Consider the following 22,580-nt stretch of genomic DNA (forward strand, 5'->3'; position numbering starts at 1 on the left):
CCACGGGTCGAGCAAAAGCCGGGGCAACCCGGCTTTTTGCTGTCTGCACTTTGGCCATTGCGACCTGAACGGCGCTACACTCTGCACCCCGACCGATACGGCCAACACGAGGCTCTTGCATGCAGTATCGCGATTTGCGCGACTTCATCCGCGGCCTGGAACAGCGCGGTGAACTCAAGCGCATCCAGGTTCCCATCTCTCCTGTCCTGGAAATGACCGAAGTCTGCGACCGCACCCTGCGCGCCAAGGGCCCGGCATTGCTGTTCGAAAAGCCCACGGGTTTCGATATCCCGGTACTGGGCAACCTGTTCGGCACCCCCGAGCGAGTGGCCATGGGCATGGGTGCCGAGTCCACCGACGAGCTGCGCGAGATCGGCAAGCTGCTGGCTTTCCTCAAGGAACCCGAGCCGCCCAAGGGGCTGAAGGACGCCTGGTCCAAGCTGCCGATCTTCAAGAAGGTCGTGTCGATGGCGCCGAAGGTGGTCAAGGACGCGGTGTGCCAGGAAGTGGTGCTCGAAGGCGACGACGTCGATCTTTCGCAGTTGCCGATCCAGCATTGCTGGCCAGGCGATGTGGCACCGCTGATCACCTGGGGCCTGACCGTGACCCGCGGCCCCAACAAGGATCGCCAGAACCTGGGGATCTATCGCCAGCAGGTCATCGGCCGCAACAAGGTCATCATGCGCTGGCTCAGCCACCGCGGTGGCGCACTGGATTACCGTGAGTGGTGCGAGAAGAACCCCGGCCAGCCGTTTCCGGTCGCCGTGGCCCTGGGCGCTGACCCGGCTACCATCCTCGGCGCCGTGACCCCAGTGCCCGACACCCTCTCCGAATACGCCTTCGCCGGCCTGTTGCGGGGCAATCGCACCGAGCTGGTGAAGTGCCGTGGCAATGACCTGCAGGTCCCGGCCACCGCCGAGATCATCCTCGAAGGCGTGATCCATCCGGGCGAGATGGCCCCGGAAGGCCCCTACGGCGACCACACCGGCTACTACAACGAAGTGGACAGCTTCCCGGTGTTCACCGTGGAGCGCATCACCCATCGCACCAAGCCGATCTACCACAGCACCTACACCGGCCGTCCGCCGGATGAGCCGGCGATCCTCGGCGTGGCGCTCAACGAAGTGTTCGTGCCGATCCTGCAGAAGCAATTCCCGGAGATCACCGACTTCTACCTGCCGCCCGAGGGCTGCTCGTACCGCATGGCGGTGGTGACCATGAAAAAGCAATACCCTGGCCACGCCAAGCGCGTAATGCTGGGCGTGTGGTCGTTCCTGCGACAGTTCATGTACACCAAGTTCGTTATCGTCACCGACGACGATATCAATGCCAGGGACTGGAACGATGTGATCTGGGCCATCACCACGCGCATGGACCCCAAGCGCGACACGGTGATGATCGACAACACCCCGATCGACTACCTCGACTTCGCCTCGCCGGTATCCGGCCTGGGTTCGAAAATGGGGCTCGACGCCACTCACAAGTGGCCCGGAGAAACCACCAGAGAGTGGGGCCGGGTCATCGTCAAGGATGAGGCGGTCACCCGCCGGATCGATGCCATCTGGAATCAGTTAGGAATAGATTGATGCGTGTAACCCTGCAGCCCTCCGGAGCAGTGCTCGAGACACTGCCCGGAGAGCGGATTCTCGATGCGGCGAGGCGCTTGGGCTATGACTGCCCGCAGAGCTGCCGCAACGGTAACTGCCATGTGTGTGCTGCCCTGCTGGTCGAGGGCAGCGTGCAGCAAGCCGGCGATGTGCATGATCACGGCGAGTTCTACACTTGCATTGCAGAGCCGCTGGAAGACTGCATCGTGCTGTGGGATGGCGTCCTTGCGCTGGGAGAGTTGCCGGTGCGCAGCTTGTCGTGTCAGCTGATTGAGTGCCTGGAAGTCGGCGGCGATGTCTGGCGGATTCGGTTGCGGGCGCCGGCCGGCAAGCCCCCTCGCTATCACGCAGGCCAGTACCTGATGCTGGAGCGGGAAAATGGCGAGAAATCGGCTTTCTCCCTGGCTTCGGCGCCTCACGACGGGCGCGATCTGGAGCTGCATGTCCTGGCTCGTGAAAACAGTGCGCAAAGCTTGATCGAGCAACTGCAACGCAACCGCATGGCGCGGGTGGAGCTGCCGTTTGGCGACACCCATTTGTCGGAGCTGCCCGATGGGCCGCTGGTACTGATCGCCGCGGGCACCGGCATGGCCCAGATGCACAGCCTGATCGAGCATTGCCGGGCCAAGGGCTTCAAGCATCCGGTGCACCTGTACTGGGGAGTACGCCGCCCTGAAGATTTCTACCAGTTGGAACACTGGGAACAATGGCAGCAGTTGCCCAACCTCTATCTGCACAAAGTGGTCAGCGACCTGTGTGGCTGGGAAGGGCGTTGCGGCATGCTGCACGAGGCGGTTTGCGAGGACATCGCCGACCTCGCGTCGGTGCATGTCTACGCCAGCGGCTCGCCTGCGATGATCTATGCCACCCTGGATGCCCTGGTGAATGCAGGTATGGATGCCCACCAGATGCGTGCCGATGTATTTGCCTACGCCCCGCGTCCCTGAGTGCCACAAGGCGGCAACTGGCTTTATAACTCCTTATATAACTTATCGATATTTATGTAATTGAATGGATATCGGTAAGTTATATATCAGTCGTTAAAGTTAAGTCGTTCTAGTTACTTGTACTTGGCTTGTTTGAAAGTCATGTGTCTTGTCGTTACTGCCAGGCGTTCTACTAAGTAACTTCTTATACGCGGGGAGCCGAACGCTATTCGCCATGACAGCCCTTGAATCCGGTTATCTGAACCTGGCCTATCCTCCACGGCTCGATCTGGGGCCGCAGTTGACGCACGAGCAACTCCTAAGCTCCATGCAGTCCACCATGGCCCGGCACAAGGGTGGGCCGGTCTGGCTGTTCGCCTATGGTTCGTTGATCTGGCGCCCCGAGTGCTCGGCAGTCGAGCGCATCCGGGGGCGGGTGCATGGCTACCATCGTGGCCTTTACCTGTGGTCCCACGAGCACCGGGGCACGCCTGAGCTACCCGGCCTGGTGTTTGGCCTGGACCGTGGCGGCTCCTGCAGCGGATTCGCCTATCGCTTGCCCGAGGAGCGCCTGGAAGATTCCCTGTACGCCCTATGGCAACGGGAAATGCCGTTCCCTTCCTACCGACCCCATTGGCTCAATTGCCGCCTGGCCGATGGCAACCTGGTCCAGGCGCTGGGCTTCGTGTTGGAGCGACACCTGCCCAGCTACGCTGGCAACCTGCCGGATCATGTGCTCAACCAGGTGTTCGAGAGCGCTTGCGGGCGCTATGGCACCACTCGTGATTATGTCGAGCAGACGGTCCAGGCCCTGCGCAGCCACGCCATGCCGGATCGCAACCTGGAGGCGCGGCTCAAGCGCTGCCGGGCTGTAGGGGCCTGACAAGCCGGATCGCTCAGTTGCCATCTCCCGGCAGCAGATGCTCCTGCACCTTCTGGCTGCGGGACTCCATCAGTTGTCCCTTGTCATCGAAGCGCAGGACGATCAGCCAGTCGTAGACCGACCCCGGCCAGGACTGTTGTCCGGTGAGTTTTTCGCCGTCGCCGCCGAATGCCTTGATCAACTTGTAGATCTTGCCGTGGTGCCAGGCGATCAGGACCACCCGGGCCTGGTTGTCCTTGCCCAGGGATTTGGCCAGCTTGTCCACATCCCGGTCGTCGTAGGGTTGTTCGATGGGCAGGTTCAGGCGCTGTGAGAGAGGTGTCAGGGTCAGCCGTGGACGCGCGCTTTCCTTGCTGTCACGGGTGGCGATCAAGCGTTGTGGCAGCAACTGCTCGTCGGCAAGGCGCAGCGGATCGAAGTACTGTGCGTAGGCCTTGGCCCGTTCTTCGCCCCGGGGGCTCAGCCCGCTGCCCTGTTCGGGCTTTTCGGCGTGGCGCACGATCAGCACCGTCGTGTTCCTGAGCCCGGCGCTGTCGTGGGCGCAGGCCTGCAGGGCGCCGGCGAACAGCGGCAATGCCAAAAGTCCCATCACCAGTCTGTGCAATGTGCTCATCATCATTTGGCCTCTCCATGGGAAAGCCGCTGCGGATTCGCAGCGGCAGATCATCCGCATTGATTGAAGCCGATGAATCGTCGCAAGGCCAAGGGGCCGGAACAGGCGCGCAGGCTTGGTTTCAGCGAACCTGCACTACCACCTTGCCCACAGCCTTGCGCTGGCCGAGATCGTCGATGGCCCGGGCCGCCTCGGCCAGGGGATAGACCTGGGACACCAGGGGCTTGAGCTTGCCTTCGGCGTGCCAGGCGAACAGTTGCTGGAAGTTCGCCGCATTGTCCTGGGGCTGGCGCTGGGCAAAGGAGCCCCAGAACACGCCCACTACCGCAGCGCCCTTGAGCAGGGCGAGGTTCACTGGCAGTTCGGGGATGCGCCCGCTGGCGAACCCCACCACCAGCAGGCGGCCGTTCCAGGCGATGGAGCGGATGGCCTGGTCGAACAGGTCGCCGCCCACCGGATCGTAGATCACATCGACGCCATTGCCGCCGGTCAGGCGCTTGATCTCGTCCTTGAGGCTGGCCTGGCTGTAGTTGATCAATTCGTCGGCACCGGCGGCCTTGGCCACCGCGAGTTTCTCGGCGCTGCTGGCGGCGGCGATCACCCGGGCCCCCATGGCCTTGCCGATCTCCACCGCTGCCAGGCCTACGCCACCCGAAGCGCCGAGCACCAGCAGGGTTTCGCCGGGCTGCAGGTTGCCCCGCTGCTTGAGGGCGTGCATCGAGGTGCCGTAGGTCATGCTGAAGGCCGCTGCGGTGTTGAAGTCCATGGCCTGTGGAATCGGCAGTACGTTGTAGCCCGGTACCGCCACCTGCTCGGCGAAACTGCCCCAGCCGGTCAGGGCCATCACCCGGTCGCCCACCTTGAGATGCCCGACTTTCTCGCCCACCGCGCTGACCACGCCGGCCGCCTCGCCACCTGGGGAGAAGGGAAATGGCGGTTTGAACTGGTACTTGCCCTCGATGATCAGGGTGTCCGGGAAGTTGACCCCAGCAGCATGTACATCCAGCAGGATCTCGTTCTTCTTCGGCTCTGGACTTGCAACCTCTTCCAGCACCAGCGTTTCGGCGGGGCCGAAGGCTTTGCACAGCACGGCTTTCATCAGGGCTATTCCTTTGGGAGTGGTGGCCGATAAGTGTAGGAGTGTGAATCAGGCGGTCAACGAGCATGCCCGGCCCTGATAGCCAGCTATAAGCTTGTGCTTGGGCTCAGGCGGACGGGCCTTTATGCTAGGCCGCAAACCGGATTAAGGAGCGAATTGTGAAAGCGTGGATCATGTTGCTGCTGGCCCTCTCCCTGCCTGTGGCAGCGATGGCCGAAGAGGCTAAAGAAGGCGAAGCACCGAAAGTCAGCTACATCAGCCTGAACCCACCCTTCGTGGGCAACTATGGCCTGGATGGCGGTCCCAAGCTCAAGGTCTACAAGGCCGACGTAGCCCTGCGGGTGACCGGCGACCCTGCGGCCCAGGCCGTCAAGGCCAATGAGCCATTGATTCGCAACCAACTGGTGGCGCTGTTCGCCCAGCAGACCACCGAGACCATGAACAACGTCGAGGCCAAGGAAAAACTGCGCCAGGAAGCCCTCAAGCAGGTGCAGCAGGTGATGAGCGACGAGACCGGCAAGCCGGTGGTCGAGGACCTGCTGTTCAACAACCTGATCATCCAGTAACTCCCACCTCCCTTCGGCCAGCCACGGCGCCCTTGCGGGCCCGTGTGCCGGTCGGGTTCAGGACGCCAGGCTCTTGCGAAAGCGTGCCAGGGCGATGGCGAAGAACGCCAGGCCGATCCCGGCCAGGGCCAGCAGGTCGGGCCAGACCACGCTGACGCCCGCATCGCGAAACAGGATCGCCGCGCTCAGGCTGACGAAATGCGTCGAGGGTGAACCCTGCATCACCCATTGCAGCCATTGCGGCATGCTGTCCAGCGGTGTGCTGCCACCAGACAGCAACAGCATCGGAATGATCACCGGGATCGCCAGCAAGCCGAACTGCGGGGTCGAGCGGGCCAGGGTAGCGAGGAAGATGCCCAGGGCCGTGCTGGCGAACAGATAGAGTGCGGTCACCATCAGGAACAGCCCCAGGGAGCCCGCCAGCGGCACGCCCAGCAAGCCTTTGACAACCACTTCCAGCGATATCCAGGTGCACAGCACCACCACCAGCATGTTGCTCCAGACCTTCGCCAGCATGATTTCCAGCGCCGTGAGCGGCAGCACCAGCAAGTGGTCGAGGGTACCGTGCTCGCGTTCGCGCAGCAGGGCGGTGCCGGTGAGCACGATGGCCAGGATGGTGATGTTGTTGACGATCTGGATCACTGCCAGGAACCAGCCGCCCTCGAGGTTGGTATTGAACAGGGCGCGGGTGGTCAGTCGGGCCGGAGCCTTGCTTGCGACATCGCCCTGGTCGGCGTAGTTGAGCAATTCACGTTGGAAGATCCGGCCGATGTAGCCGGCCCCCATGAATGCCTGGCTCATGGCCGTGGCATCGACATTGACTTGCACCGCTGGCTGGCGGCCGGCCAGCAGGTCGCTCTGGAAGCTGGCTGGAACGTTGATCACGAAGGTGTACTGGCCCTGGTCCATCACGGTGTCCAGGCGGTCATAAGGCAGGGCGACCGGGGGCTGGAACTCCGGCGGTTGCAGTGACTGTGCCAGCAGGCGCGACAGCGCGCTATGGTCTTCGTCCACCACGGCCACGCTGGCGTTGTGTACACCGATGACCGAGCCGGCGGCGGGCAGGTAGATGGCCACGGTGAAGGCGTACATCAGGAACAACAGCAAGACGCTGTCGTGGCGCAGGCTGGTCAGTTCCTTGAGGCCCAGGCGCAGGATATGGGCAAGCCGGTTCATCAGACCTCCTGCTTTTTCAACATGACCAGGCTCAGCCCGGTGAAACCGAGGAAGAACCCCACCAGGGCCAGGCACTGGGGCCAGAGTTCGCGCACGTCCAGGGCCTTGGTGAAAGTGCCGACGGCAATGTCCAGGAAGTGCCCGGCCGGGAACAGCTGCCCCATGATCGCCGCCGAACCGTCCAGGGACGAGCGTGGCACGATCAGCCCCGAAAACTGGATGGTCGGCAGGCTGGTGATGATCATGGTGCCAAGGATTGCGGCGATCTGGGTACGGGTGAAGGCCGAGATCAACAGGCCCATGCTGGTGGTCGCCAGTACATAGAGCACGCCGCCCAGGGCCAGGGTCAGGCCGCTGCCCTTGAAGGGCACACCGAACAACCAGCGGTTCATGGCCACCAGCAGTCCCAGGTTGATCAGGCTGACGGCCAGGTAGGGCGCCTGCTTGCCCAGGAGGAACTCCAGGCGGGTCAGGGGCGTGGCATAGAAGTTGGTGATCGAGCCCAGCTCTTTCTCGCGAACGATGCCCAGGGCCGTGAGCATGGCCGGGATAAAGGCCAGGATCAGGGCCATGACGCCCGGACCGATGGCGTTCACGCTGACCACATCCTGGTTGTAGCGAAAGCGGGTCTCCAGCTTGGCTGCAGGCCTCGGGTCGCGGGGCAGGCTGCTTTGCTCCGCCAACCGCTCCAGGTTGGCCTGGTGCACCGCCTCCACATAGTTGCGGCTGGTTTCCGCGCGAAACGGCATGCCGCCATCCAGCCAGGCGGCGACGGCGGGTTGGCGCCCGGCATACAGGTCGCGGCCAAAGCCCGGGGGGATCTCCAGGGCCAGCTTGATTTCCGAGCGTTGCAGCCGTCGATGCAGCTCGCTGGAGTTGCGGATGCCGGGTTTTTCCTCGAAATAGCGTGAGCTGCGGAAGGCCTCCAGGTAGGCGCGGCTTTGTGGGGTCTGGTCCTGGTCGTAGACGGCGAAGGCCAGCTTCTCCACATCCAGGGAGATACCGTAGCCGAAGATCACCATCATGAAGAGCGCCCCGAGCAAGGCGAAGCCCAGGCGTACCCGATCGCGCAGCAGTTCCTTGCCTTCACGGGTGGCCACTGCCAGCAGGCGGGCCAGGCTCAGGCCCGAGCGTACGGGAGCGATGGCAGTGGGCGCGGCGGGAGGCTCTGGCTGTGCTGGTGCTGGTGTGTCCGCCGTGCCCTGGGCCTCTTCCAGGCAACGCACGAAGGCGGCCTCCAGGGTGTCGCCGGCAAACTGCTGCTGCAGTGCCGCCGGGGTGTCGCAGGCCAGTACTTTGCCTGCGTGCATCAGGGAAATACGGTCGCAGCGCTGGGCTTCGTTCATGAAGTGCGTGGACAGGAAGATGGTCACGCCCTGTTCCCTGGACAGCTCGATCAACAGCCGCCAGAAGTCGTCGCGAGCTGCCGGGTCGACCCCTGAGGTGGGCTCGTCGAGGATCAGCACCTCCGGGCGGTGCAGCACCGCCACCGCCAATGACAGGCGCTGGCGCAAGCCGAGTGGCAGGGCGCCTGACTGCTGTTCGGCGATTTCCCCCAGGTCGAAACGCTGGATCAGCTCCTCGATACGCGGGGCGCTCTGGTCTTTAGGCAGGTCGAACAGCCGGGCGTGCAGTTCCAGGTTCTGGCGCACGCTGAGCTCGCCGTACAACGAGAAGCTCTGGGACATGAAACCGACCCGCTTGCGGGTGGCCAGGTCCTTGGCATTCACCGGGTTGCCCAGCAGCTTGGCGCTGCCTTCGGTCGCCGGCATCAGCCCGGTGAGGACCTTCATGGTGGTGGTCTTGCCGCAGCCATTGGAGCCCAGGAAACCGAAGATTTCCCCGCGACCGATGGCGAAGCTGACCTTGTTCACGGCGGTGAAGTCGCCGAAGCGCAGGGTCAGTTCATGGGCCTCGATGGCGATGTCCTGGTTGTCGCTGGAGCGGGGCGGAATCACCAGCGGCTGGCTGTCGTGGCGGGCGTCGCCCTGGAAATGGGTAAAGGCGTCGTCGAGCTTGCCGCTGGCGGTCACTCCGGCCAGTTCCCGGCTCAGGCCTTGGGCAATCAACCGGCCCCGGTCGAGCATCAGGCAATGCTCGAACTGCTCGGCTTCCTCCATGTAGGCGGTGGCGACCAGGAGCGTCAGTTGTGGGCGTTGCCGGCGCACGTCCTCCACCAGTTCCCAGAAACGCCGGCGCGAAAGCGGATCGACCCCTGTGGTGGGCTCGTCGAGGATCAGCAGGTCCGGTTCATGGATCAGCGCACAGCACAGCCCAAGCTTCTGTTTCATCCCACCCGACAGCTTGCCGGCCGGGCGTTCGGCGAAGCGCAGCAGATCGGTGGCCTGCAGCAGGCTGTGCATGCGCTGCTCGCATTCCTTGGCCGGCAGGCCGAAGAGGGTGGCGAAGAAGCGGATGTTCTCGCTGATGGACAGCTCCGGGTACAGGTTGCCGCCCAGGCCCTGAGGCATGAAGGCAATGCGCGGATACAGGCTGCTGCGATGGCGGCGCTGGGTAATATCGCCACCGAGTACCTGGAGATCGCCCTGCTGGAGTTTCTTGACCCCGGCGATCAGCCCCAGCAGGCTGGATTTGCCGGCGCCGTCAGGCCCGATCAGGCCGCAGCGGGTACCTGCCGGGAGGCTGAAGGCGATGTCCACCAGCGCCTGCTGGGAACCGTAGCGATGGCCGATGCCCGTCGCGTGCAGCGCCAGGGCGCTCATTTCAGGTTGGCCGGCCAGTCCACGGGAGCCGTGCGCACATAGCCGGCGCCAGGCATGCCCGGCTTGGCTTGTGGTACCGCAGCAGGTTGGGTGAGGTGCACCTTGACCCGGAACACCAGCTTCTGGCGCTCATCCCGGGTTTCCACTTCTTTGGGAGTGAACTGCGACTTGGCCGCGACAAAGCTGATCTTCGCCGGCAATGGCTGGTTGGGCAGGGCGTCGAGCATGATCCGCGCTTCGTCGCCAACGGTCAGGCGACCGGTGACCGAAGCCGGCAGGTAGAGATTCATGTACTGGTCGTTGGGGTCGATCAGCAACAGTACCCGGCCACCGGCGCCCAGCACTTCGCCAGGTTCGGCCAGGCGCAGCTGGATGATGCCGTCGATGGGGGCCCGCAGGCTGCTGTCGTCGATTTCACTGGTGAGTTGGGCCACCTGGGCCTGGGCCGCGCCAATTGCCGCCTTGACCGCTGCGACCTGGGCCTGGGCCGCCAGCACGGCGGCGTTGCCGGTGCTCAGGCGGGCTTGCTGCTGGTCGATGATCTGCTGGCTGGCGAAGCCACGGCGGAACAATTCCTGTGAGCGCTTGAGCTCCTGGTTGGCCAGCAGCAGTTCGCTCTGGCGCAGTTGCACGTTGGCTTCGGCGGCACTGAGGTTTTCCCGGGCCCGGGCCACTTCGGCCTCGGCCTGGGCGCGCTGGGCCTCCAGGGTGCGAGTATCCATGCGCGCCAGCAACTGCCCCTGGAGCACCTTGTCACCTTCATGGACCCGGACCTCGGCCAGGCGCCCCGGAATCTTGCTGGCGATCTGCACTTCGGTGGCCTCGAGCCGGCCGTTGCCCATGCTCAAGCCTTCGGGCAGGCGGTCCTGGAGGGATTTCCAGTAGCCGAAACCACCGGCGGCGAGCAACAGAATCAAGAGGGAAACAGCGAAGAGGCGGGAAGAACGATGGTTCGTCGACATGGGTTCTGCGTCCTGCGGCTATAGCGTCCTAGTCTGACGAACCCTGGGCCTGGGCGGCTTGATGCTCGTCAAATGTAAAGGGCGCTAGCCTAACCCCATTGTTCGCGGGCTGCATGGGGTGCCAGGCAAAAAACCGCCGATGCTGCCATGGCTTGCATGGCCGTGGCAGCGTCGCGGGTCAGCGCAGGGTGAGTACCGCGGCCCATTGCTCGGCATTCACGGGCATGACCGACAGGCGGCTGCCTTTTTGCACCAGGGGCATGTCGGCGAGGGCCGCCTGTTGCTTGAGATAGTCCAGGCGCAGGACCCTGCCGAAGGTCTGTACATGGGCCACGTCGATAGCGCTCCAGGCATTCTTCTCGGCGCTGGACTTGGGATCGAAATAGACGCTTTCCGGCTCCAGGGCCGTCGGGTCCGGGTAGGCGCCCTTGACGATCCGACCGATCCCGGCAATGCCCGGTTCGGGACAACTTGAGTGATAGAAAAAGAACTCGTCGCCCTCGGCCATGGCGCGCAGGAAGTTGCGTGCCTGGTAGTTGCGCACGCCGTCCCAGCGGGCCTGGCCAAGGGCTTGCAAACCCTCGATGGAGAGCTCGTCCGGCTCGGATTTCATCAGCCAATAGGCCATGTTCTTGCCCTCCGACAAGGTGAGTGAACGGGTGATCTGGCAATTTTATGACAAACCGACGGTCGGTTGACGCCAGCATTTGCGTGTCGGTTCACGTTATCGCAAAATGCCGGGATTTTAAGCTTGACGCTGCTGTTCGGCCTGTCATGGACGCCGTTACCACCAGTGTGTGATTTGCCTGAGGGGGGGCAATCGATGAAACGCCAACCGGATTTGCTATGGATTTTGGTTATTTTGTTCGGTTTGGGCGTTGTGACCACCGGTTATGCGCAGAGCTTATGGGCCAGCAAGACCGATGCTCCCGTCGAGATCGCACAGCAGCAATCGCAACCTCTCAAGCGTTGAATCGCTACTGATCGGGTTCGGTGCCTACCTGGCCCCGTACCATCCCCGATCGGTCACCGTGCCGTGTAGCGGTACATCCCAACTGGCCTGATCCAGTTTCCCGACCTTTTGGCACTCGTGGGCCAGCCCCAGCAGCTTCGGCTTGCGCCAACTCTGGCGGCGCGCGAGATAGGCCAGGCTGCGGTCATAGAAGCCCCCGCCCATTCCCAGGCGCCCACCTTCTTCATCGAACCCCACCAGGGGCAGCAGTACCAGGTCCAGGGCCCAGACCTTGCGTTGCCGGGCGACATTGATTTTGGGTTCGAGGATACGAAAGCGATTGGGGCGCAGCTGCTCTCCTGGCCGAATGCGCTGGAAGACCATCTTGGTCCGTGGCCAGGCGCTGAGTACCGGCAGGTAGGTGGCCTTGCCCCGGCGCTGGGCGGCACGCAACAGTAGACGTGGATCGATCTCTCCGTCGGTGGGCAGGTACAGCGAGAGGTGCCGCGCGCGACGAAACACCGGGTCTTGCGCCAACTGTCGATACAAACCACGGGCGGCCTGGCGCTGCTGGGCAGGGGTCAGGGCACGGCGGGTTTTACGCAGCATGCGGCGAAGTTGCGGGCGGGAGAGCGGCGCAGGTTCGGTCATGGAGGCAGCTATTGGCAGTCGGGATGGCAGGACAGCCTACCCGGAAAAACCAATGCCAGCTTGGCTAACTGGCATTGATTGGCAATTCAGGCTCCCCAGGCGAACCGCTGTCGACTTAGCCCTTGAACCCGAGAGTTCAAGGCGGGAGATGCAGCAGGCTTTAAGGCTTTCCGTCTAGCGGACATGCACACCAGCCCAACGTGCAACTTCCAGGGTAGTGCAAATCGGCTCAGGGACATCGCCAACTGGCAAGCACCCCAGGGAGTGGCGGGAGTATACCGCAACCGCTGTCAGGAATCAGCTTTGCTTGTGTCCGAATCGGTGGCCAGGACCAGGTCGACACGCTCCAGCAGGTCGCGCACTTGCTCGCGGGTCGTCCCGCTGCTCTGGACGTCCGGGCGTTCCTGGCGGTGCAGCAGGTCGTGGGTAATGTTCAGGGCGGCCATCACGGCGATGCGGTCGGCCCCGATGACCTTGCCGCTGCTGCGGATCTCGCGCATCTTGCCGTCCAGGTAACGGGCGGCGCTCACCAGATTGCTGCGTTCTTCCTGGGGGCAGATGATCGAATATTCTTTGTCGAGGATCTGCACGGTAACGCTATTGCTTGAACTCATGAGTCTTGCTCCAGGGCCTTGAGGCGCGAAATCATCGATTCGACCTTACGCCGGGCGATTTCGTTTTTTTCAATGAGGTGCGCGCGTTCCTCGCGCCAGGTTTTTTCCTGAGCTAATAAGAGTGCGTTTTGACTCTTTAGTTGCTCGACCCGGGTAATAAGCAGTTCGAGTCTGGCCATCAGTGCGTGCAGGTCGGTGTCTTCCATTGTGTCCCACTGAATTTGGTCTGATGAGTGGCAACTGGCTTGGCTGCCCCCGGACAACCTGGACGCTCCTGGCCGTCTGGTGCCGCCGGTCGGTGGACTGTCCCTTGCCCGAGGCCCTGTGGACCGTTGTAGCGGGGCGCAAAGCACAACGCGACGCTGGCAATGAACGGTGACACGCCCTACGATACAAGGCCTTCATTCTAGACATTGCGCCGCTTGGCGCCTAGCTGCCCATGCCCATTCAGAACTCCCCTTATAGTGCTTTCGCCACCCTGCTCAGCAGCAATGGCCATCCTGTTTCCCCTGCCGAACTGCACGGCCTGTTGCTAGGTCGTAGCTGTGCCGGCGCCGGGTTCGACGCCGACGGCTGGCTGGTGGATGCCACCGAGCTGCTCGAAGGCGAGCCTCAGGATAACGTACGTAATGCCTTGATCGGCCTGCAGGAAATGGTCAAAGGCGAGCTGACCAGCGACGACATGACCGTGGTCCTGCTGCTGCCCAGCGATGACGCGCCGCTGGCCGAACGCGCCGCTGCCCTGGGCCAATGGTGCCAGGGATTCCTCGCCGGTTTTGGCCTCAACTCCCGCGATAGCAGCGCCCTGAGCGCCGAAGCTACGGAAGTGTTGCAGGACCTTGCAGCCATCGCTCAGGTCCAGGACGCCCTGGAAGAATCCGACGACGGTGAAAACGACTACATGGAAGTGATGGAGTACCTGCGGGTCGCGCCGCTGTTGCTGTTCACCGAAACCAACAAGGCCGCCGTACCGGCCGCCAAGCCGTCTCTGCATTGATCTGACGGGAGCCGGCCTGCCCATGATTCATATCCCGAAAGCGGAATACAGTCGGCGCCGCAAGGCGCTCATGGCGCAGATGGAGCCCAATAGCATCGCGATCCTGCCGGCAGCGGCCGTGGCCATTCGCAACCGCGACGTGGAGCACGTCTACCGCCAGGACAGCGACTTCCAGTACCTCAGCGGCTTCCCCGAGCCCCAGGCGGTGATCGTGCTGATGCCCGGTCGTGAGCATGGCGAATACGTGCTGTTCTGCCGTGAGCGCAACGCCGAGCGCGAGCTCTGGGATGGCCTGCGGGCCGGCCAGGAAGGCGCGATCCGCGACTATGGGGCGGACGATGCCTTTCCCATCACCGATATCGACGACATCCTTCCTGGTTTGATCGAGGGACGCGACCGGGTCTATTCGGCCATGGGTAGCAACCCCGAGTTCGATCGCCACCTGATGGACTGGATCAACGTAATCCGTTCCAAGGCCCATCTCGGCGCCCAGCCACCGAACGAATTCGTTGCCCTGGATCATCTGCTTCACGACATGCGCCTGTATAAATCGGCGGCGGAAGTGAAGGTGATGCGCGAGGCCGCGCGGATTTCCGCCCAGGCGCATATCCGGGCGATGCAGGCCGGTCGGCCAGGGTTGCATGAGTACAGCCTGGAAGCCGAATTGGACTATGAGTTCCGCAAGGGCGGGGCGAAGATGCCGGCCTACGGTTCCATCGTCGCGGCGGGTCGTAACAGCTGCATCCTGCACTACCAGCAAAATGATGCGCTGCTCAAGGACGGTGACCTGGTGCTGATCGATGCCGGTTGTGAAATCGACTGCTATGCCAGCGATATCACCCGTACCTGGCCGGTCAATGGCCGGTTTTCCCCGGAGCAGAAGGCGATCTACGAACTGGTGCTGGCATCTCAGGAAGCCGCCTTCGCCGAGATCGCCCCGGAAAAACACTGGAACCAGGCCCATGAAGCTACGGTTCGGGTCATCACCAACGGCCTGGTGAAGCTGGGCCTGCTGGAAGGCAATGTTGACGAGCTGATCGCCAGCGAGGCCTACAAGGCGTTTTACATGCACCGTGCCGGGCACTGGCTGGGCATGGATGTACACGATGTCGGCGAGTACAAGGTCGGCGGCGAGTGGCGGGTACTGGAGGTCGGCATGGCGCTGACCGTGGAGCCGGGCATCTACATCTCCCCGGACAACCAGCAAGTAGCGAAGAAGTGGCGCGGCATTGGCGTGCGCATCGAGGACGACGTGGTAGTGACCAAGCAGGGCTGTGAAATTCTGACAGGAGGCGTGCCCAAGAGCGTCGCCGAGATCGAGGCGCTGATGGCCGCTGCCCAGGTCCGGGCATCATGAGCCGGGTCAACCTGGCCATCATCGGTGGCGGCCTGGTCGGTGCCAGCCTGGCTTTGGCCCTGCAGGCCGGGGCCAAGGCTCGTGGCTGGAAGATCGTGCTGATCGAGCCATTCGCTCCTGGCGACAGTTTCCAGCCCAGCTATGACGCACGCTCCTCGGCGTTGTCCTTCGGCGCCCGGCAGATCTACCAGCGCCTGGACCTGTGGCAGGCGATTTCCCGGCGCGCCGAGCCGATCAAGCAGATTCATGTGTCCGACCGTGGCCGTTTCTCCACTGCGCGCTTGTCGGCGATGGAAGAAGGCGTTCCGGCCCTGGGCTATGTAGTGGAAAACGCCTGGCTCGGCCAATGCCTGTGGCAGGGGCTGGACAAGGATGTGATCAGTTGGCGCTGTCCGGCCGAGGTGACTCGCCTGGAGCCGCTGGAAGGTGGCTACCGCCTGACCCTGAATGACGAAACCACCCTTGAGTGCGATCTTGCAGTGCTCGCCGATGGCGGTCGTTCCGGTTTGCGCGAGCAACTGGGTATCGGGGTCAGGAACCGACCCTATGACCAGAGCGCATTGATCGCCAACATCACGCCCAGCGAAGCCCATGGGGGCATGGCCTTCGAGCGCTTCACCGATGATGGCCCGATGGCCTTGCTGCCGCTGCCGGAAAACCGCTGTGCGCTGGTCTGGACCCGCCAGGGGATGGACGCCCAGCGCCTGGCCGCGCTGGACGAACGCAGCTTCCTCAGTGAGTTGCAGGGAGTATTCGGCTATCGCCTGGGCACCCTCAGGCAAGTGGGCGCCCGGCACCTGTACCCGTTGTCCCTGGTGGAGGCCGAGGAACAGGTGCGCCCGCACCTGGTGGTACTGGGCAATGCCGCCCATAGCCTGCACCCGATCGCCGGCCAGGGTTTCAACCTGTCGTTGCGTGACGCCCAGGCCCTGGCCGATGCCCTGCTCGGCAGCGAGCGTGCGCCGGGCGACTTTACGGTCCTGCAGGCCTATCGTGAGCGCCAGCGCCTGGACCAGAACCTGACCGTGGGGTTCTCGGACCAGGTGACGCGACTGTTCGGCAGCAAGCTGCCGCTGCTCTCGGTGGGGCGTAACCTGGGCTTGCTCGGCCTGGACCTGCTGCCGCCGGCCAAGCGCTGGTTCGCCCGCCAGGCCATGGGCCTGGGCGTTCGTCCGGATGCGTGAGTGGCTGGCCCGACGTATCGGCAAGGCGCGCCTGTTGCGTTGGGTGTTGAACCTGTACCCACCCTACTTCGGGGCAGGAGTGCGGATTGGCCACATCGCCGCGGACTTTCGCGAGGTCCAGGTGTCCATGGGCCTGGGCTGGTACAACCGCAACTATGTCGGCATCCAGTTCGGCGGCAGCCTGTATTCGATGGTGGACCCGTTCTTCATGCTGATGCTGATGGAGAACCTGGGGCGCGACTACATCGTCTGGGACAAGGCCGCAGCCATTGATTTCATCGCGCCGGGCAAGGGCCCGGTGTTCGCCCGGTTCAACATCGACCAGGCCCTGATCGACCAGATCCGCCAGCACACTGCTGCCGGGGAAAAGTACCTGCCGCAGTTGCAGGTAGAGATTCACGATGGCTCCGGCACCCTGGTGGCGCGGGTCGACAAAACCCTTTATGTGCGGCTCAAGCCGCAAGCGAGATAGGCCTAAGGCATGGAAATGCGCGCAGATGTGCTGATTGTCGGAGCCGGCATGGTCGGCAGTGCCCTGGCCCTGGCGTTGCAGGGTAGCGGTCTGGAAGTGCTGTTGCTCGATGGCGGCTCCCTGAGCGTCAAGCCTTTCGACGAGCAGTCGCCATTCGAACCCCGGGTCAGTGCCCTGTCGGCGGCTAGCCAGCGGATTTTGCAGCGTCTCGGCGCCTGGGATGGCATCGCTGGCCGGCGCAGCAGCCCTTATCGCGATATGCAGGTCTGGGACGGCAGTGGTACTGGCCAGATCCACTTTTCGGCGGCCAGCGTGCATGCCGAAGTGCTGGGGCACATCGTTGAGAACCGGGTAGTCCAGGATGCCCTGCTAGAGCGCTTGCATGAGTGTGATATCGGTCTGCTGGCCAATGCGCGGCTGGAGCAGATGCGCCGCTCCGGCGACGATTGGCTGCTGACCCTGGCCGATGGCCGCACGCTGCGGGCGCCACTGGTGGTCGCTGCCGACGGTGCCAACTCGGCGGTGCGCCGCCTCACCGGTTGCGCCACCCGCGAATGGGATTACCTGCACCACGCCATCGTTACCAGTGTGCGCAGCAGCCAGCCTCACCAACTGACGGCCTGGCAACGCTTCACCGACACCGGCCCACTGGCCTTCCTGCCTCTGGTGCGGGATGGCCAGCACGACTGGTGCTCCATCGTCTGGTCCACCACGCCCGCCGAGGCCGAGCGCCTGATGGCGCTGGACGACGCAAGCTTCTGTGCCGAGCTGGAACGGGCCTTCGAGGGGCGCCTGGGCCAGGTGCTCGGCGCCGATCCACGGCTTTGCGTGCCGTTGCGCCAGCGCCATGCCAAGCGCTATGTGGCCGAGGGCCTGGCGCTGATCGGCGATGCGGCCCATACCATCCATCCGCTGGCGGGGCAGGGGGTCAACCTGGGGTTCCTCGACGCCGCGGTACTGGCCCAGGTGTTGCTGGAGGCTAACGGACGTGGCGAGCGCCTGGCCGAGGTCAAGGTGCTGAGCCGTTTCGAGCGCAAGCGCATGCCCCACAACCTGGCGCTGATGGCTGCCATGGAGGGTTTCGAGCGGCTGTTCCAGGCCGATCCGTTGCCGCTGCGCTGGCTGCGCAACACCGGCTTGAAGGTGGTCGACCAGATGCCCGAGGCCAAGGCCCTGTTCGTGCGCCAGGCACTGGGCCTGAGTGGCGACCTGCCGGAGCTGGCCCGGGCCGAGTGATCCGGGCCTCCGATGGTGCCTGCCGGGGCAGGCGCCGCTGCAAGGCGGGTCGCGTTTTCCCCGCGCAACATCTGGTTACTCCTCGGCTCCGGGTTCGGTTGAGCCAGCAAATGGTAGTCCTTATCATTTCGCCTCACTTTGCATACGAGAGACTGCTCCCATGTTGGCACCGAAGCGTCTACTGACCGCCCTGGCACTCACCCTCATCGCCGGCACTGCCCAGGCCGCCGACGAAGTGGTGGTCTACTCCTCCCGTATCGACGAGCTGATCAAGCCGGTGTTCGATGCCTACACCCAGAAGACCGGGGTGAAGATCAAGTTCATCACCGACAAGGAAGCGCCGCTGATGCAGCGCATCAAGGCCGAGGGCGAGAACGCCACCGCCGACCTGCTGCTGACCGTGGACGCCGGCAACCTCTGGCAGGCCGAACAGATGGGCATCCTGCAGCCCTTCACCTCCAAGGTCATCGACAGCAACATTCCCCTGCAATACCGCTCCTCCAACCACGCCTGGACCGGCCTGAGCCTGCGGGCGCGGACCCTGGCCTACTCCACCGAACGGGTCAAGCCGGGCGAGCTGACCACCTATGAAGCCCTGGCCGACAAGCAGTGGGAAGGCCGCCTGTGCCTGCGCACGGCGAAGAAGGTCTACAACCAGTCGCTGACCGCCACGCTGATCGAGACCCATGGCGCGGACAAGACCGAGGAGATCCTCAAGGGCTGGGTCAACAACCTGTCCACCGACGTGTTCTCCGACGACATCGCCGTGCTGGAAGCCATCAACGCTGGCCAGTGCGACGTGGGGATCGTCAACACCTACTACTACGGCCGCCTGCACAAGCAGAAGCCGAACCTGGCGGTAAAACTGTTCTGGCCGAACCAGGGCGATCGTGGGGTACACGTGAACCTGTCGGGGATCGGCCTGACCAAGCATGCACCGCATCCGGAGGCCGCCAAGGCGCTGGTGGAGTGGATGACCACCCCTGAAGCGCAGAAGATCTTCGCCGACGTCAACCAGGAGTTCCCGGCCAACCCAGCGGTGGCACCGTCTGCGGAAGTGGCCAGCTGGGGCAAGTTCGTCGCCGATACCCTGCCGGTGGAGATTGCCGGCAAGCGTCAGGCCGAGGCCATTCGCCTGATGGACCGCGCGGGCTGGAACTGAGCCTGCCGTTATACTGCGCCCCGCCTTTGCGGGGCGTTTTCTTTCGCGGCCCAGCCTTGAAGCCCTTCCCCTGACCTGAGAGTTTTCCGTGGCCCACCCTGCCCAACGTCGCTGGTATCCCCTGGTTTTTGCCGTCGCGGCCCTGGTGCTGTTGCCTCTGAGTGTGCTGCTGTTTTCCTGGCAGGCCGTCGACCAGCAGATCTGGTCCCACCTGTGGGAAACCCAGATGCCGCGTCTGCTCGGCAATACCCTGACCCTGGTGCTCGGGGTCGGCGTCGGGGTCACGTTGCTGGGAGTGAGCCTGGCCTGGCTCACCAGCCTCTGCGAGTTCCCGGGGCGACGCTGGCTGGACTGGGCGCTGATGCTGCCGTTTGCGATCCCGGCCTATGTGCTGGCCTTTGTCTTCGTTGGCCTGCTGGATTTTTCCGGGCCGGTGCAGACCCTGCTGCGGGAGTGGTTCGGTAGTGGCCTTAGGTTGCCGAGGGTGCGCTCCACCGGTGGGGTGATCCTGGTCCTGGTCCTGGTGTTCTATCCCTATGTCTACCTGCTGGCGCGCAACGCCTTCCTGGCCCAGGGCAAGGGCTTGATGGAGGCTGCGAGGGTGCTCGGGCAATCGCCCTGGCAAGCGTTCTGGCGCGTGGCGCTGCCCATGGCCCGACCGGCCATCGGCGCCGGGGTAGCTCTGGCCCTGATGGAGACCCTGGCGGATTTCGGCGCGGTGGCGGTCTTTAACTTCGACACCTTCACAACGGCGATCTACAAGACCTGGTATGGCTTCTTCAGCCTCTCCAGTGCCGCCCAACTGGCCAGCCTGTTGCTGCTGGCCGTTATGCTGGTGCTGTATGGCGAACGGCGCGCCCGGGGCGCCAGCCGCACGGGTAACGAACGGCCCCGGGGCAAGGCCTTGTATCCGCTGCGTGGCATCAAGGCCCTGGCGGCCACGGGTTGGTGCCTGCTGGTATTCGCCTGTGCCTTCGTGATCCCGCTGCTGCAATTGCTGGCCTGGTTCTGGCAGCGCGGTCGCTTCGACCTGGATGAGCGTTATGCCGGGCTGATCGTCCATACCCTGTACCTGGGAGGCATGGCCGCGCTGATTACCGTCAGCGTCGCGCTGATGCTGGCCTTTGCCCGACGCCTGGCGCCAACCCGTGGCATCCGCAGTGGCGTGAGCCTGGCCAACCTCGGTTATGCGTTGCCGGGCTCGGTGCTGGCGGTATCGATCATGCTGGCTTTCAGTTACCTGGACCGTGAACTGGTGATCCCGCTTTCCAGTTGGCTGGGGGGCGCTGGCAAGCCTTTGCTGCTGGGCAGCCTTTGTGCATTGCTGCTGGCTTATCTGGTGCGCTTCATTGCCGTGGCCTATGGCCCGTTGGAAACCAGCCTGGAACGGATTCGCCCGTCGCTGCCTGAGGCCGCTCGCAGCTTGGGGGTCGGTGGTCCGCGACTGTTTTTCAAAGTGTATCTGCCGCTGCTGTTGCCCGGGACCTTGAGCGCCGCCCTGCTGGTGTTCGTCGACGTGCTCAAGGAAATGCCCGCTACGTTGCTCATGCGCCCGTTCGGCTGGGACACCCTGGCGGTACGGATCTTTGAAATGACCAGTGAAGGGGAATGGGCACGGGCTTCGCTGCCGGCCCTGACCCTGGTGCTGGTGGGGCTGTTGCCGGTGATCGGCCTGATCCGCCGCTCGGCCCATCGAATCGGTTAGGTGCCAGCCCTGCACCTTGCGGCTACAATGCGCGGCATTCGGTGCGGTCTGTTGTTTGGCCGGGACGCTGAAACCGGCTGTAGGCCTTGTTTTTCAAGGCTTTCACCTTTGCAGCGCCAGCCCGCACCCTCGCCACGCCCGGAAGGAGAAACCCATGGGACAGCGTACGCCTCTGTATGACCTGCATCTCGCCCTTGGCGCGAAAATGGTCGATTTTGGCGGTTGGGATATGCCCTTGCACTACGGCTCGCAAGTCGAGGAGCACCATCAGGTGCGACGTGACTGCGGGGTGTTCGATGTATCCCACATGACCGTGATCGATGTCGACGGCCCCCAGGCCAAGGCCTGGCTCCAGCATCTATTGGCCAATGACGTCGAACGCCTGCACAGCCCCGGCCAGGCGTTGTACAGCGCCATGCTCAATGAGCGGGGCGGCATCGTCGACGACATGATCGTCTACCGTCTCGAAGACACCTATCGCCTGGTGGTCAATGCGGCCACCCGCGAGCAGGACCTGGCCTGGATGCAAGCGCAATTGGGGAGCTTCCAGGTACAGCTGCGCGAGTGCCCGGAACTGGCCATGCTGGCGATCCAGGGGCCTCAGGCCCGGCAGCGCATCGCCGAGCTGGTGAGCCAGTCGCGGGCCACCCTGATCCAGCAACTCAAGCCCTTCCAGGGGCGCACCGACGGTGACTGGTTCATCGCCCGTACTGGCTATACCGGTGAGGATGGGCTGGAAATCGTCCTGCCTGCCGAACAGGCCCCGGCATTTTTCAACGACCTGGTAGGCGCGGGCATCTCGCCCATTGGCCTGGGTGCCCGGGACACCTTGCGCCTGGAGGCCGGCATGAACCTCTATGGCCAGGATATCCACCAGGAGGTTTCGCCCCTGGCGGCGAACATGGCCTGGAGCATCGCCTGGGAACCGGCCTCGCGCCAATTCATCGGGCGTGCTGCCCTGGAGGCCGAACGAGCGGCCGGCGTGAAGCAGAAACTGGTGGGTCTGGTCCTGGAAGAACGTGGGGTTCTACGGGCGCACCAGGTGGTTCGTATCGCTGATGTTGGCGAAGGAGAGATCACCAGTGGTAGTTTCTCCCCTACGCTGAGTAAGTCGATTGCCCTGGCGCGGCTGCCGATGGCCACCGGTGATCGAGCCGAAGTGGAAATCCGTGGCAAGTGGTACCCGGTGCGAGTAGTCAAGCCGACCTTCGTGCGCCATGGCAAAACCTTGATCTAACATTTTGCAGCGGGCGTTGCGCCGCTGATCATTTCTTCTTGAGGACATAGAACATGAGCGACATCCCTGCCCACCTGCGTTTTGCCGAAAGCCACGAATGGGCCCGCCTGGAAGCCGATGGCAGCGTGACCGTGGGTATTAGCGACCATGCCCAGGAGGCCCTGGGCGACGTGGTATTCGTCGAGCTGACCGAAGTCGGCAAGGTGTTCGGGGCAGGGGACCAGGCCGGAGTCGTGGAGTCGGTAAAGGCCGCTTCCGATATCTATGCCCCGGTGGCGGGTGAAGTGATCGAGGTCAACGAGGAGCTGAGCGCCAGCCCTGAACTGCTCAACAGCGAGCCGTACGACGCCTGGATCTTCAAGCTCAAGCCAGCCAACCCAGCCGACCTGGAAAAGCTGCTGGACGCCGCAGGCTACAAGGCTTCCATCGGCGAGTAAGCTGCATTGCGGCCGGCCTGG

At 63.7% G+C, this 22,580-nt stretch carries 23 protein-coding genes and 1 other RNA gene; 14 read left to right on the forward strand and 10 right to left on the reverse strand.

Features of this window, described 5'->3' with window-relative positions:
* Positions 1 to 119 precede the first annotated feature (119 nt).
* The 3 genes from ubiD to C4K39_RS18190 all read left to right on the forward strand — a co-directional run bounded on the left by ubiD (position 120) and on the right by C4K39_RS18190 (position 3,416).
* The gene (ubiD, locus tag C4K39_RS18180) at positions 120 to 1,586 is read left to right on the forward strand and encodes a 4-hydroxy-3-polyprenylbenzoate decarboxylase (protein ID WP_124347121.1); all 1,467 of its coding nucleotides are present in this window, start codon (positions 120 to 122) and stop codon (positions 1,584 to 1,586) included.
* Positions 1,586 to 2,554: a CDP-6-deoxy-delta-3,4-glucoseen reductase gene (locus tag C4K39_RS18185; RefSeq protein WP_068575995.1), complete on the forward strand. Its 969-nt coding sequence runs from the start codon at positions 1,586 to 1,588 to the stop codon at positions 2,552 to 2,554. The genes ubiD and C4K39_RS18185 overlap by 1 nt, the downstream gene beginning before the upstream one ends.
* 214 nt (positions 2,555 to 2,768) lie before the next feature.
* Positions 2,769 to 3,416: a gamma-glutamylcyclotransferase gene (locus C4K39_RS18190; RefSeq protein ID WP_068575997.1), complete on the forward strand. Its 648-nt coding sequence runs from the start codon at positions 2,769 to 2,771 to the stop codon at positions 3,414 to 3,416.
* Between the two features lie 13 nt (positions 3,417 to 3,429).
* Here the strand turns inward: C4K39_RS18190 and C4K39_RS18195 are convergent, their stop codons facing one another.
* Together C4K39_RS18195 and C4K39_RS18200 are read right to left on the reverse strand one after the other, a co-directional pair.
* Positions 3,430 to 4,032, reverse strand: coding sequence for a flagellar basal body-associated protein FliL (locus C4K39_RS18195; protein ID WP_124348373.1), 603 nt, complete (start codon positions 4,030 to 4,032; stop codon positions 3,430 to 3,432).
* A gap of 118 nt (positions 4,033 to 4,150) precedes the next feature.
* Complete coding sequence (locus tag C4K39_RS18200; protein WP_068575999.1) at positions 4,151 to 5,128, reverse strand: NADPH:quinone oxidoreductase family protein; 978 nt, start codon at positions 5,126 to 5,128, stop codon at positions 4,151 to 4,153.
* Between the two features lie 158 nt (positions 5,129 to 5,286).
* Here C4K39_RS18200 and C4K39_RS18205 point away from each other — a divergent pair, with 158 nt between their 5' ends.
* Positions 5,287 to 5,694, forward strand: a complete 408-nt coding sequence (locus C4K39_RS18205) for a flagellar basal body-associated protein FliL (RefSeq protein ID WP_068576001.1) — start codon at positions 5,287 to 5,289, stop codon at positions 5,692 to 5,694.
* A 57-nt stretch (positions 5,695 to 5,751) separates the two neighbouring features.
* Here C4K39_RS18205 and C4K39_RS18210 read toward each other — a convergent pair whose 3' ends face one another.
* The 4 genes from C4K39_RS18210 to C4K39_RS18225 all read right to left on the reverse strand — a co-directional run bounded on the left by C4K39_RS18210 (position 5,752) and on the right by C4K39_RS18225 (position 11,183).
* Complete coding sequence (locus tag C4K39_RS18210) at positions 5,752 to 6,870, reverse strand: ABC transporter permease (RefSeq protein WP_068576003.1); 1,119 nt, start codon at positions 6,868 to 6,870, stop codon at positions 5,752 to 5,754.
* On the reverse strand, positions 6,870 to 9,593 hold the full coding sequence (gene rbbA / locus C4K39_RS18215) for a ribosome-associated ATPase/putative transporter RbbA (protein ID WP_124347122.1): 2,724 nt from the start codon (positions 9,591 to 9,593) through the stop codon (positions 6,870 to 6,872). Before rbbA ends, C4K39_RS18210 begins: the two co-directional genes overlap by 1 nt.
* Positions 9,590 to 10,555, reverse strand: coding sequence for an HlyD family secretion protein (locus tag C4K39_RS18220; RefSeq protein ID WP_068576008.1), 966 nt, complete (start codon positions 10,553 to 10,555; stop codon positions 9,590 to 9,592). Before C4K39_RS18220 ends, rbbA begins: the two co-directional genes overlap by 4 nt.
* Positions 10,556 to 10,733: 178 nt before the next feature.
* Positions 10,734 to 11,183, reverse strand: coding sequence for an EVE domain-containing protein (locus C4K39_RS18225; protein ID WP_124347123.1), 450 nt, complete (start codon positions 11,181 to 11,183; stop codon positions 10,734 to 10,736).
* 123 nt (positions 11,184 to 11,306) lie between these two features.
* On the opposite strand from C4K39_RS18225, the gene C4K39_RS18230 reads away from it, so the two are divergent.
* The gene (locus C4K39_RS18230) at positions 11,307 to 11,528 is read left to right on the forward strand and encodes a hypothetical protein (RefSeq protein ID WP_124347124.1); all 222 of its coding nucleotides are present in this window, start codon (positions 11,307 to 11,309) and stop codon (positions 11,526 to 11,528) included.
* Between the two features lie 24 nt (positions 11,529 to 11,552).
* Here C4K39_RS18230 and C4K39_RS18235 read toward each other — a convergent pair whose 3' ends face one another.
* The 4 genes from C4K39_RS18235 to C4K39_RS18250 all read right to left on the reverse strand — a co-directional run bounded on the left by C4K39_RS18235 (position 11,553) and on the right by C4K39_RS18250 (position 12,978).
* Positions 11,553 to 12,158, reverse strand: a complete 606-nt coding sequence (locus C4K39_RS18235) for a 5-formyltetrahydrofolate cyclo-ligase (RefSeq protein ID WP_068576012.1) — start codon at positions 12,156 to 12,158, stop codon at positions 11,553 to 11,555.
* 88 nt (positions 12,159 to 12,246) lie between these two features.
* A non-coding RNA gene (gene ssrS, locus C4K39_RS18240) (6S RNA) lies at positions 12,247 to 12,425 on the reverse strand.
* 23 nt (positions 12,426 to 12,448) lie between these two features.
* Positions 12,449 to 12,772 (reverse strand): cell division protein ZapA, encoded by a 324-nt coding sequence (locus C4K39_RS18245; protein ID WP_068576014.1) that lies wholly within the window; start codon positions 12,770 to 12,772, stop codon positions 12,449 to 12,451.
* Positions 12,769 to 12,978: a TIGR02449 family protein gene (locus tag C4K39_RS18250; protein ID WP_011064144.1), complete on the reverse strand. Its 210-nt coding sequence runs from the start codon at positions 12,976 to 12,978 to the stop codon at positions 12,769 to 12,771. Before C4K39_RS18250 ends, C4K39_RS18245 begins: the two co-directional genes overlap by 4 nt.
* A 233-nt stretch (positions 12,979 to 13,211) precedes the next feature.
* Here C4K39_RS18250 and C4K39_RS18255 point away from each other — a divergent pair, with 233 nt between their 5' ends.
* From C4K39_RS18255 to gcvH, 9 genes are all read left to right on the forward strand, one after another.
* Complete coding sequence (locus C4K39_RS18255) at positions 13,212 to 13,769, forward strand: YecA/YgfB family protein (protein ID WP_068576016.1); 558 nt, start codon at positions 13,212 to 13,214, stop codon at positions 13,767 to 13,769.
* Positions 13,770 to 13,791: 22 nt separating this feature from the next.
* A complete protein-coding gene (pepP, locus tag C4K39_RS18260) occupies positions 13,792 to 15,126 on the forward strand; it encodes a Xaa-Pro aminopeptidase (protein ID WP_068576018.1) in 1,335 nt (444 codons plus the stop codon).
* The gene (gene ubiH / locus C4K39_RS18265) at positions 15,123 to 16,310 is read left to right on the forward strand and encodes a 2-octaprenyl-6-methoxyphenyl hydroxylase (RefSeq protein WP_068576020.1); all 1,188 of its coding nucleotides are present in this window, start codon (positions 15,123 to 15,125) and stop codon (positions 16,308 to 16,310) included. Before pepP ends, ubiH begins: the two co-directional genes overlap by 4 nt.
* Positions 16,303 to 16,782 carry a DUF4442 domain-containing protein gene (locus C4K39_RS18270; protein WP_124347125.1) on the forward strand — a complete coding sequence of 160 codons (480 nt, stop codon included), beginning with the start codon at positions 16,303 to 16,305 and terminating at the stop codon, positions 16,780 to 16,782. Before ubiH ends, C4K39_RS18270 begins: the two co-directional genes overlap by 8 nt.
* 15 nt (positions 16,783 to 16,797) lie before the next feature.
* A complete protein-coding gene (locus C4K39_RS18275; protein WP_164487357.1) occupies positions 16,798 to 18,018 on the forward strand; it encodes a 2-octaprenyl-3-methyl-6-methoxy-1,4-benzoquinol hydroxylase in 1,221 nt (406 codons plus the stop codon).
* A gap of 160 nt (positions 18,019 to 18,178) precedes the next feature.
* A complete protein-coding gene (locus tag C4K39_RS18280) occupies positions 18,179 to 19,180 on the forward strand; it encodes an extracellular solute-binding protein (RefSeq protein ID WP_068576027.1) in 1,002 nt (333 codons plus the stop codon).
* A gap of 88 nt (positions 19,181 to 19,268) precedes the next feature.
* Complete coding sequence (locus C4K39_RS18285) at positions 19,269 to 20,885, forward strand: ABC transporter permease (RefSeq protein WP_068576029.1); 1,617 nt, start codon at positions 19,269 to 19,271, stop codon at positions 20,883 to 20,885.
* Between the two features lie 154 nt (positions 20,886 to 21,039).
* Complete coding sequence (gene gcvT / locus C4K39_RS18290; RefSeq protein WP_124347127.1) at positions 21,040 to 22,122, forward strand: glycine cleavage system aminomethyltransferase GcvT; 1,083 nt, start codon at positions 21,040 to 21,042, stop codon at positions 22,120 to 22,122.
* Between the two features lie 53 nt (positions 22,123 to 22,175).
* On the forward strand, positions 22,176 to 22,559 hold the full coding sequence (gcvH, locus tag C4K39_RS18295) for a glycine cleavage system protein GcvH (RefSeq protein WP_068576033.1): 384 nt from the start codon (positions 22,176 to 22,178) through the stop codon (positions 22,557 to 22,559).
* The last annotated feature ends 21 nt before the right edge of the window (positions 22,560 to 22,580 follow it).

Origin of the sequence: Pseudomonas sessilinigenes (assembly GCF_003850565.1) — a bacterium.
GTDB lineage: Bacteria > Pseudomonadota > Gammaproteobacteria > Pseudomonadales > Pseudomonadaceae > Aquipseudomonas > Aquipseudomonas sessilinigenes.

Coding starts and splice junctions, on each gene's coding strand:
- ubiH (WP_068576020.1), top strand. CDS start 15,123: ATGAGCCGGGTCAACCTGGCCATCATCGGTGGCGGCCTGGTCGGTGCC.
- C4K39_RS18270 (WP_124347125.1), top strand. CDS start 16,303: ATGCGTGAGTGGCTGGCCCGACGTATCGGCAAGGCGCGCCTGTTGCGT.
- C4K39_RS18195 (WP_124348373.1), bottom strand. CDS start 4,032: ATGATGAGCACATTGCACAGACTGGTGATGGGACTTTTGGCATTGCCG.
- pepP (WP_068576018.1), top strand. CDS start 13,792: ATGATTCATATCCCGAAAGCGGAATACAGTCGGCGCCGCAAGGCGCTC.
- ubiD (WP_124347121.1), top strand. CDS start 120: ATGCAGTATCGCGATTTGCGCGACTTCATCCGCGGCCTGGAACAGCGC.
- C4K39_RS18275 (WP_164487357.1), top strand. CDS start 16,798: ATGCGCGCAGATGTGCTGATTGTCGGAGCCGGCATGGTCGGCAGTGCC.
- C4K39_RS18280 (WP_068576027.1), top strand. CDS start 18,179: ATGTTGGCACCGAAGCGTCTACTGACCGCCCTGGCACTCACCCTCATC.
- gcvT (WP_124347127.1), top strand. CDS start 21,040: ATGGGACAGCGTACGCCTCTGTATGACCTGCATCTCGCCCTTGGCGCG.
- C4K39_RS18220 (WP_068576008.1), bottom strand. CDS start 10,555: ATGTCGACGAACCATCGTTCTTCCCGCCTCTTCGCTGTTTCCCTCTTG.
- rbbA (WP_124347122.1), bottom strand. CDS start 9,593: ATGAGCGCCCTGGCGCTGCACGCGACGGGCATCGGCCATCGCTACGGT.
- C4K39_RS18250 (WP_011064144.1), bottom strand. CDS start 12,978: ATGGAAGACACCGACCTGCACGCACTGATGGCCAGACTCGAACTGCTT.
- C4K39_RS18225 (WP_124347123.1), bottom strand. CDS start 11,183: ATGGCCTATTGGCTGATGAAATCCGAGCCGGACGAGCTCTCCATCGAG.
- gcvH (WP_068576033.1), top strand. CDS start 22,176: ATGAGCGACATCCCTGCCCACCTGCGTTTTGCCGAAAGCCACGAATGG.
- C4K39_RS18210 (WP_068576003.1), bottom strand. CDS start 6,870: ATGAACCGGCTTGCCCATATCCTGCGCCTGGGCCTCAAGGAACTGACC.
- C4K39_RS18245 (WP_068576014.1), bottom strand. CDS start 12,772: ATGAGTTCAAGCAATAGCGTTACCGTGCAGATCCTCGACAAAGAATAT.
- C4K39_RS18200 (WP_068575999.1), bottom strand. CDS start 5,128: ATGAAAGCCGTGCTGTGCAAAGCCTTCGGCCCCGCCGAAACGCTGGTG.
- C4K39_RS18190 (WP_068575997.1), top strand. CDS start 2,769: ATGACAGCCCTTGAATCCGGTTATCTGAACCTGGCCTATCCTCCACGG.
- C4K39_RS18185 (WP_068575995.1), top strand. CDS start 1,586: ATGCGTGTAACCCTGCAGCCCTCCGGAGCAGTGCTCGAGACACTGCCC.
- C4K39_RS18235 (WP_068576012.1), bottom strand. CDS start 12,158: ATGACCGAACCTGCGCCGCTCTCCCGCCCGCAACTTCGCCGCATGCTG.
- C4K39_RS18255 (WP_068576016.1), top strand. CDS start 13,212: ATGCCCATTCAGAACTCCCCTTATAGTGCTTTCGCCACCCTGCTCAGC.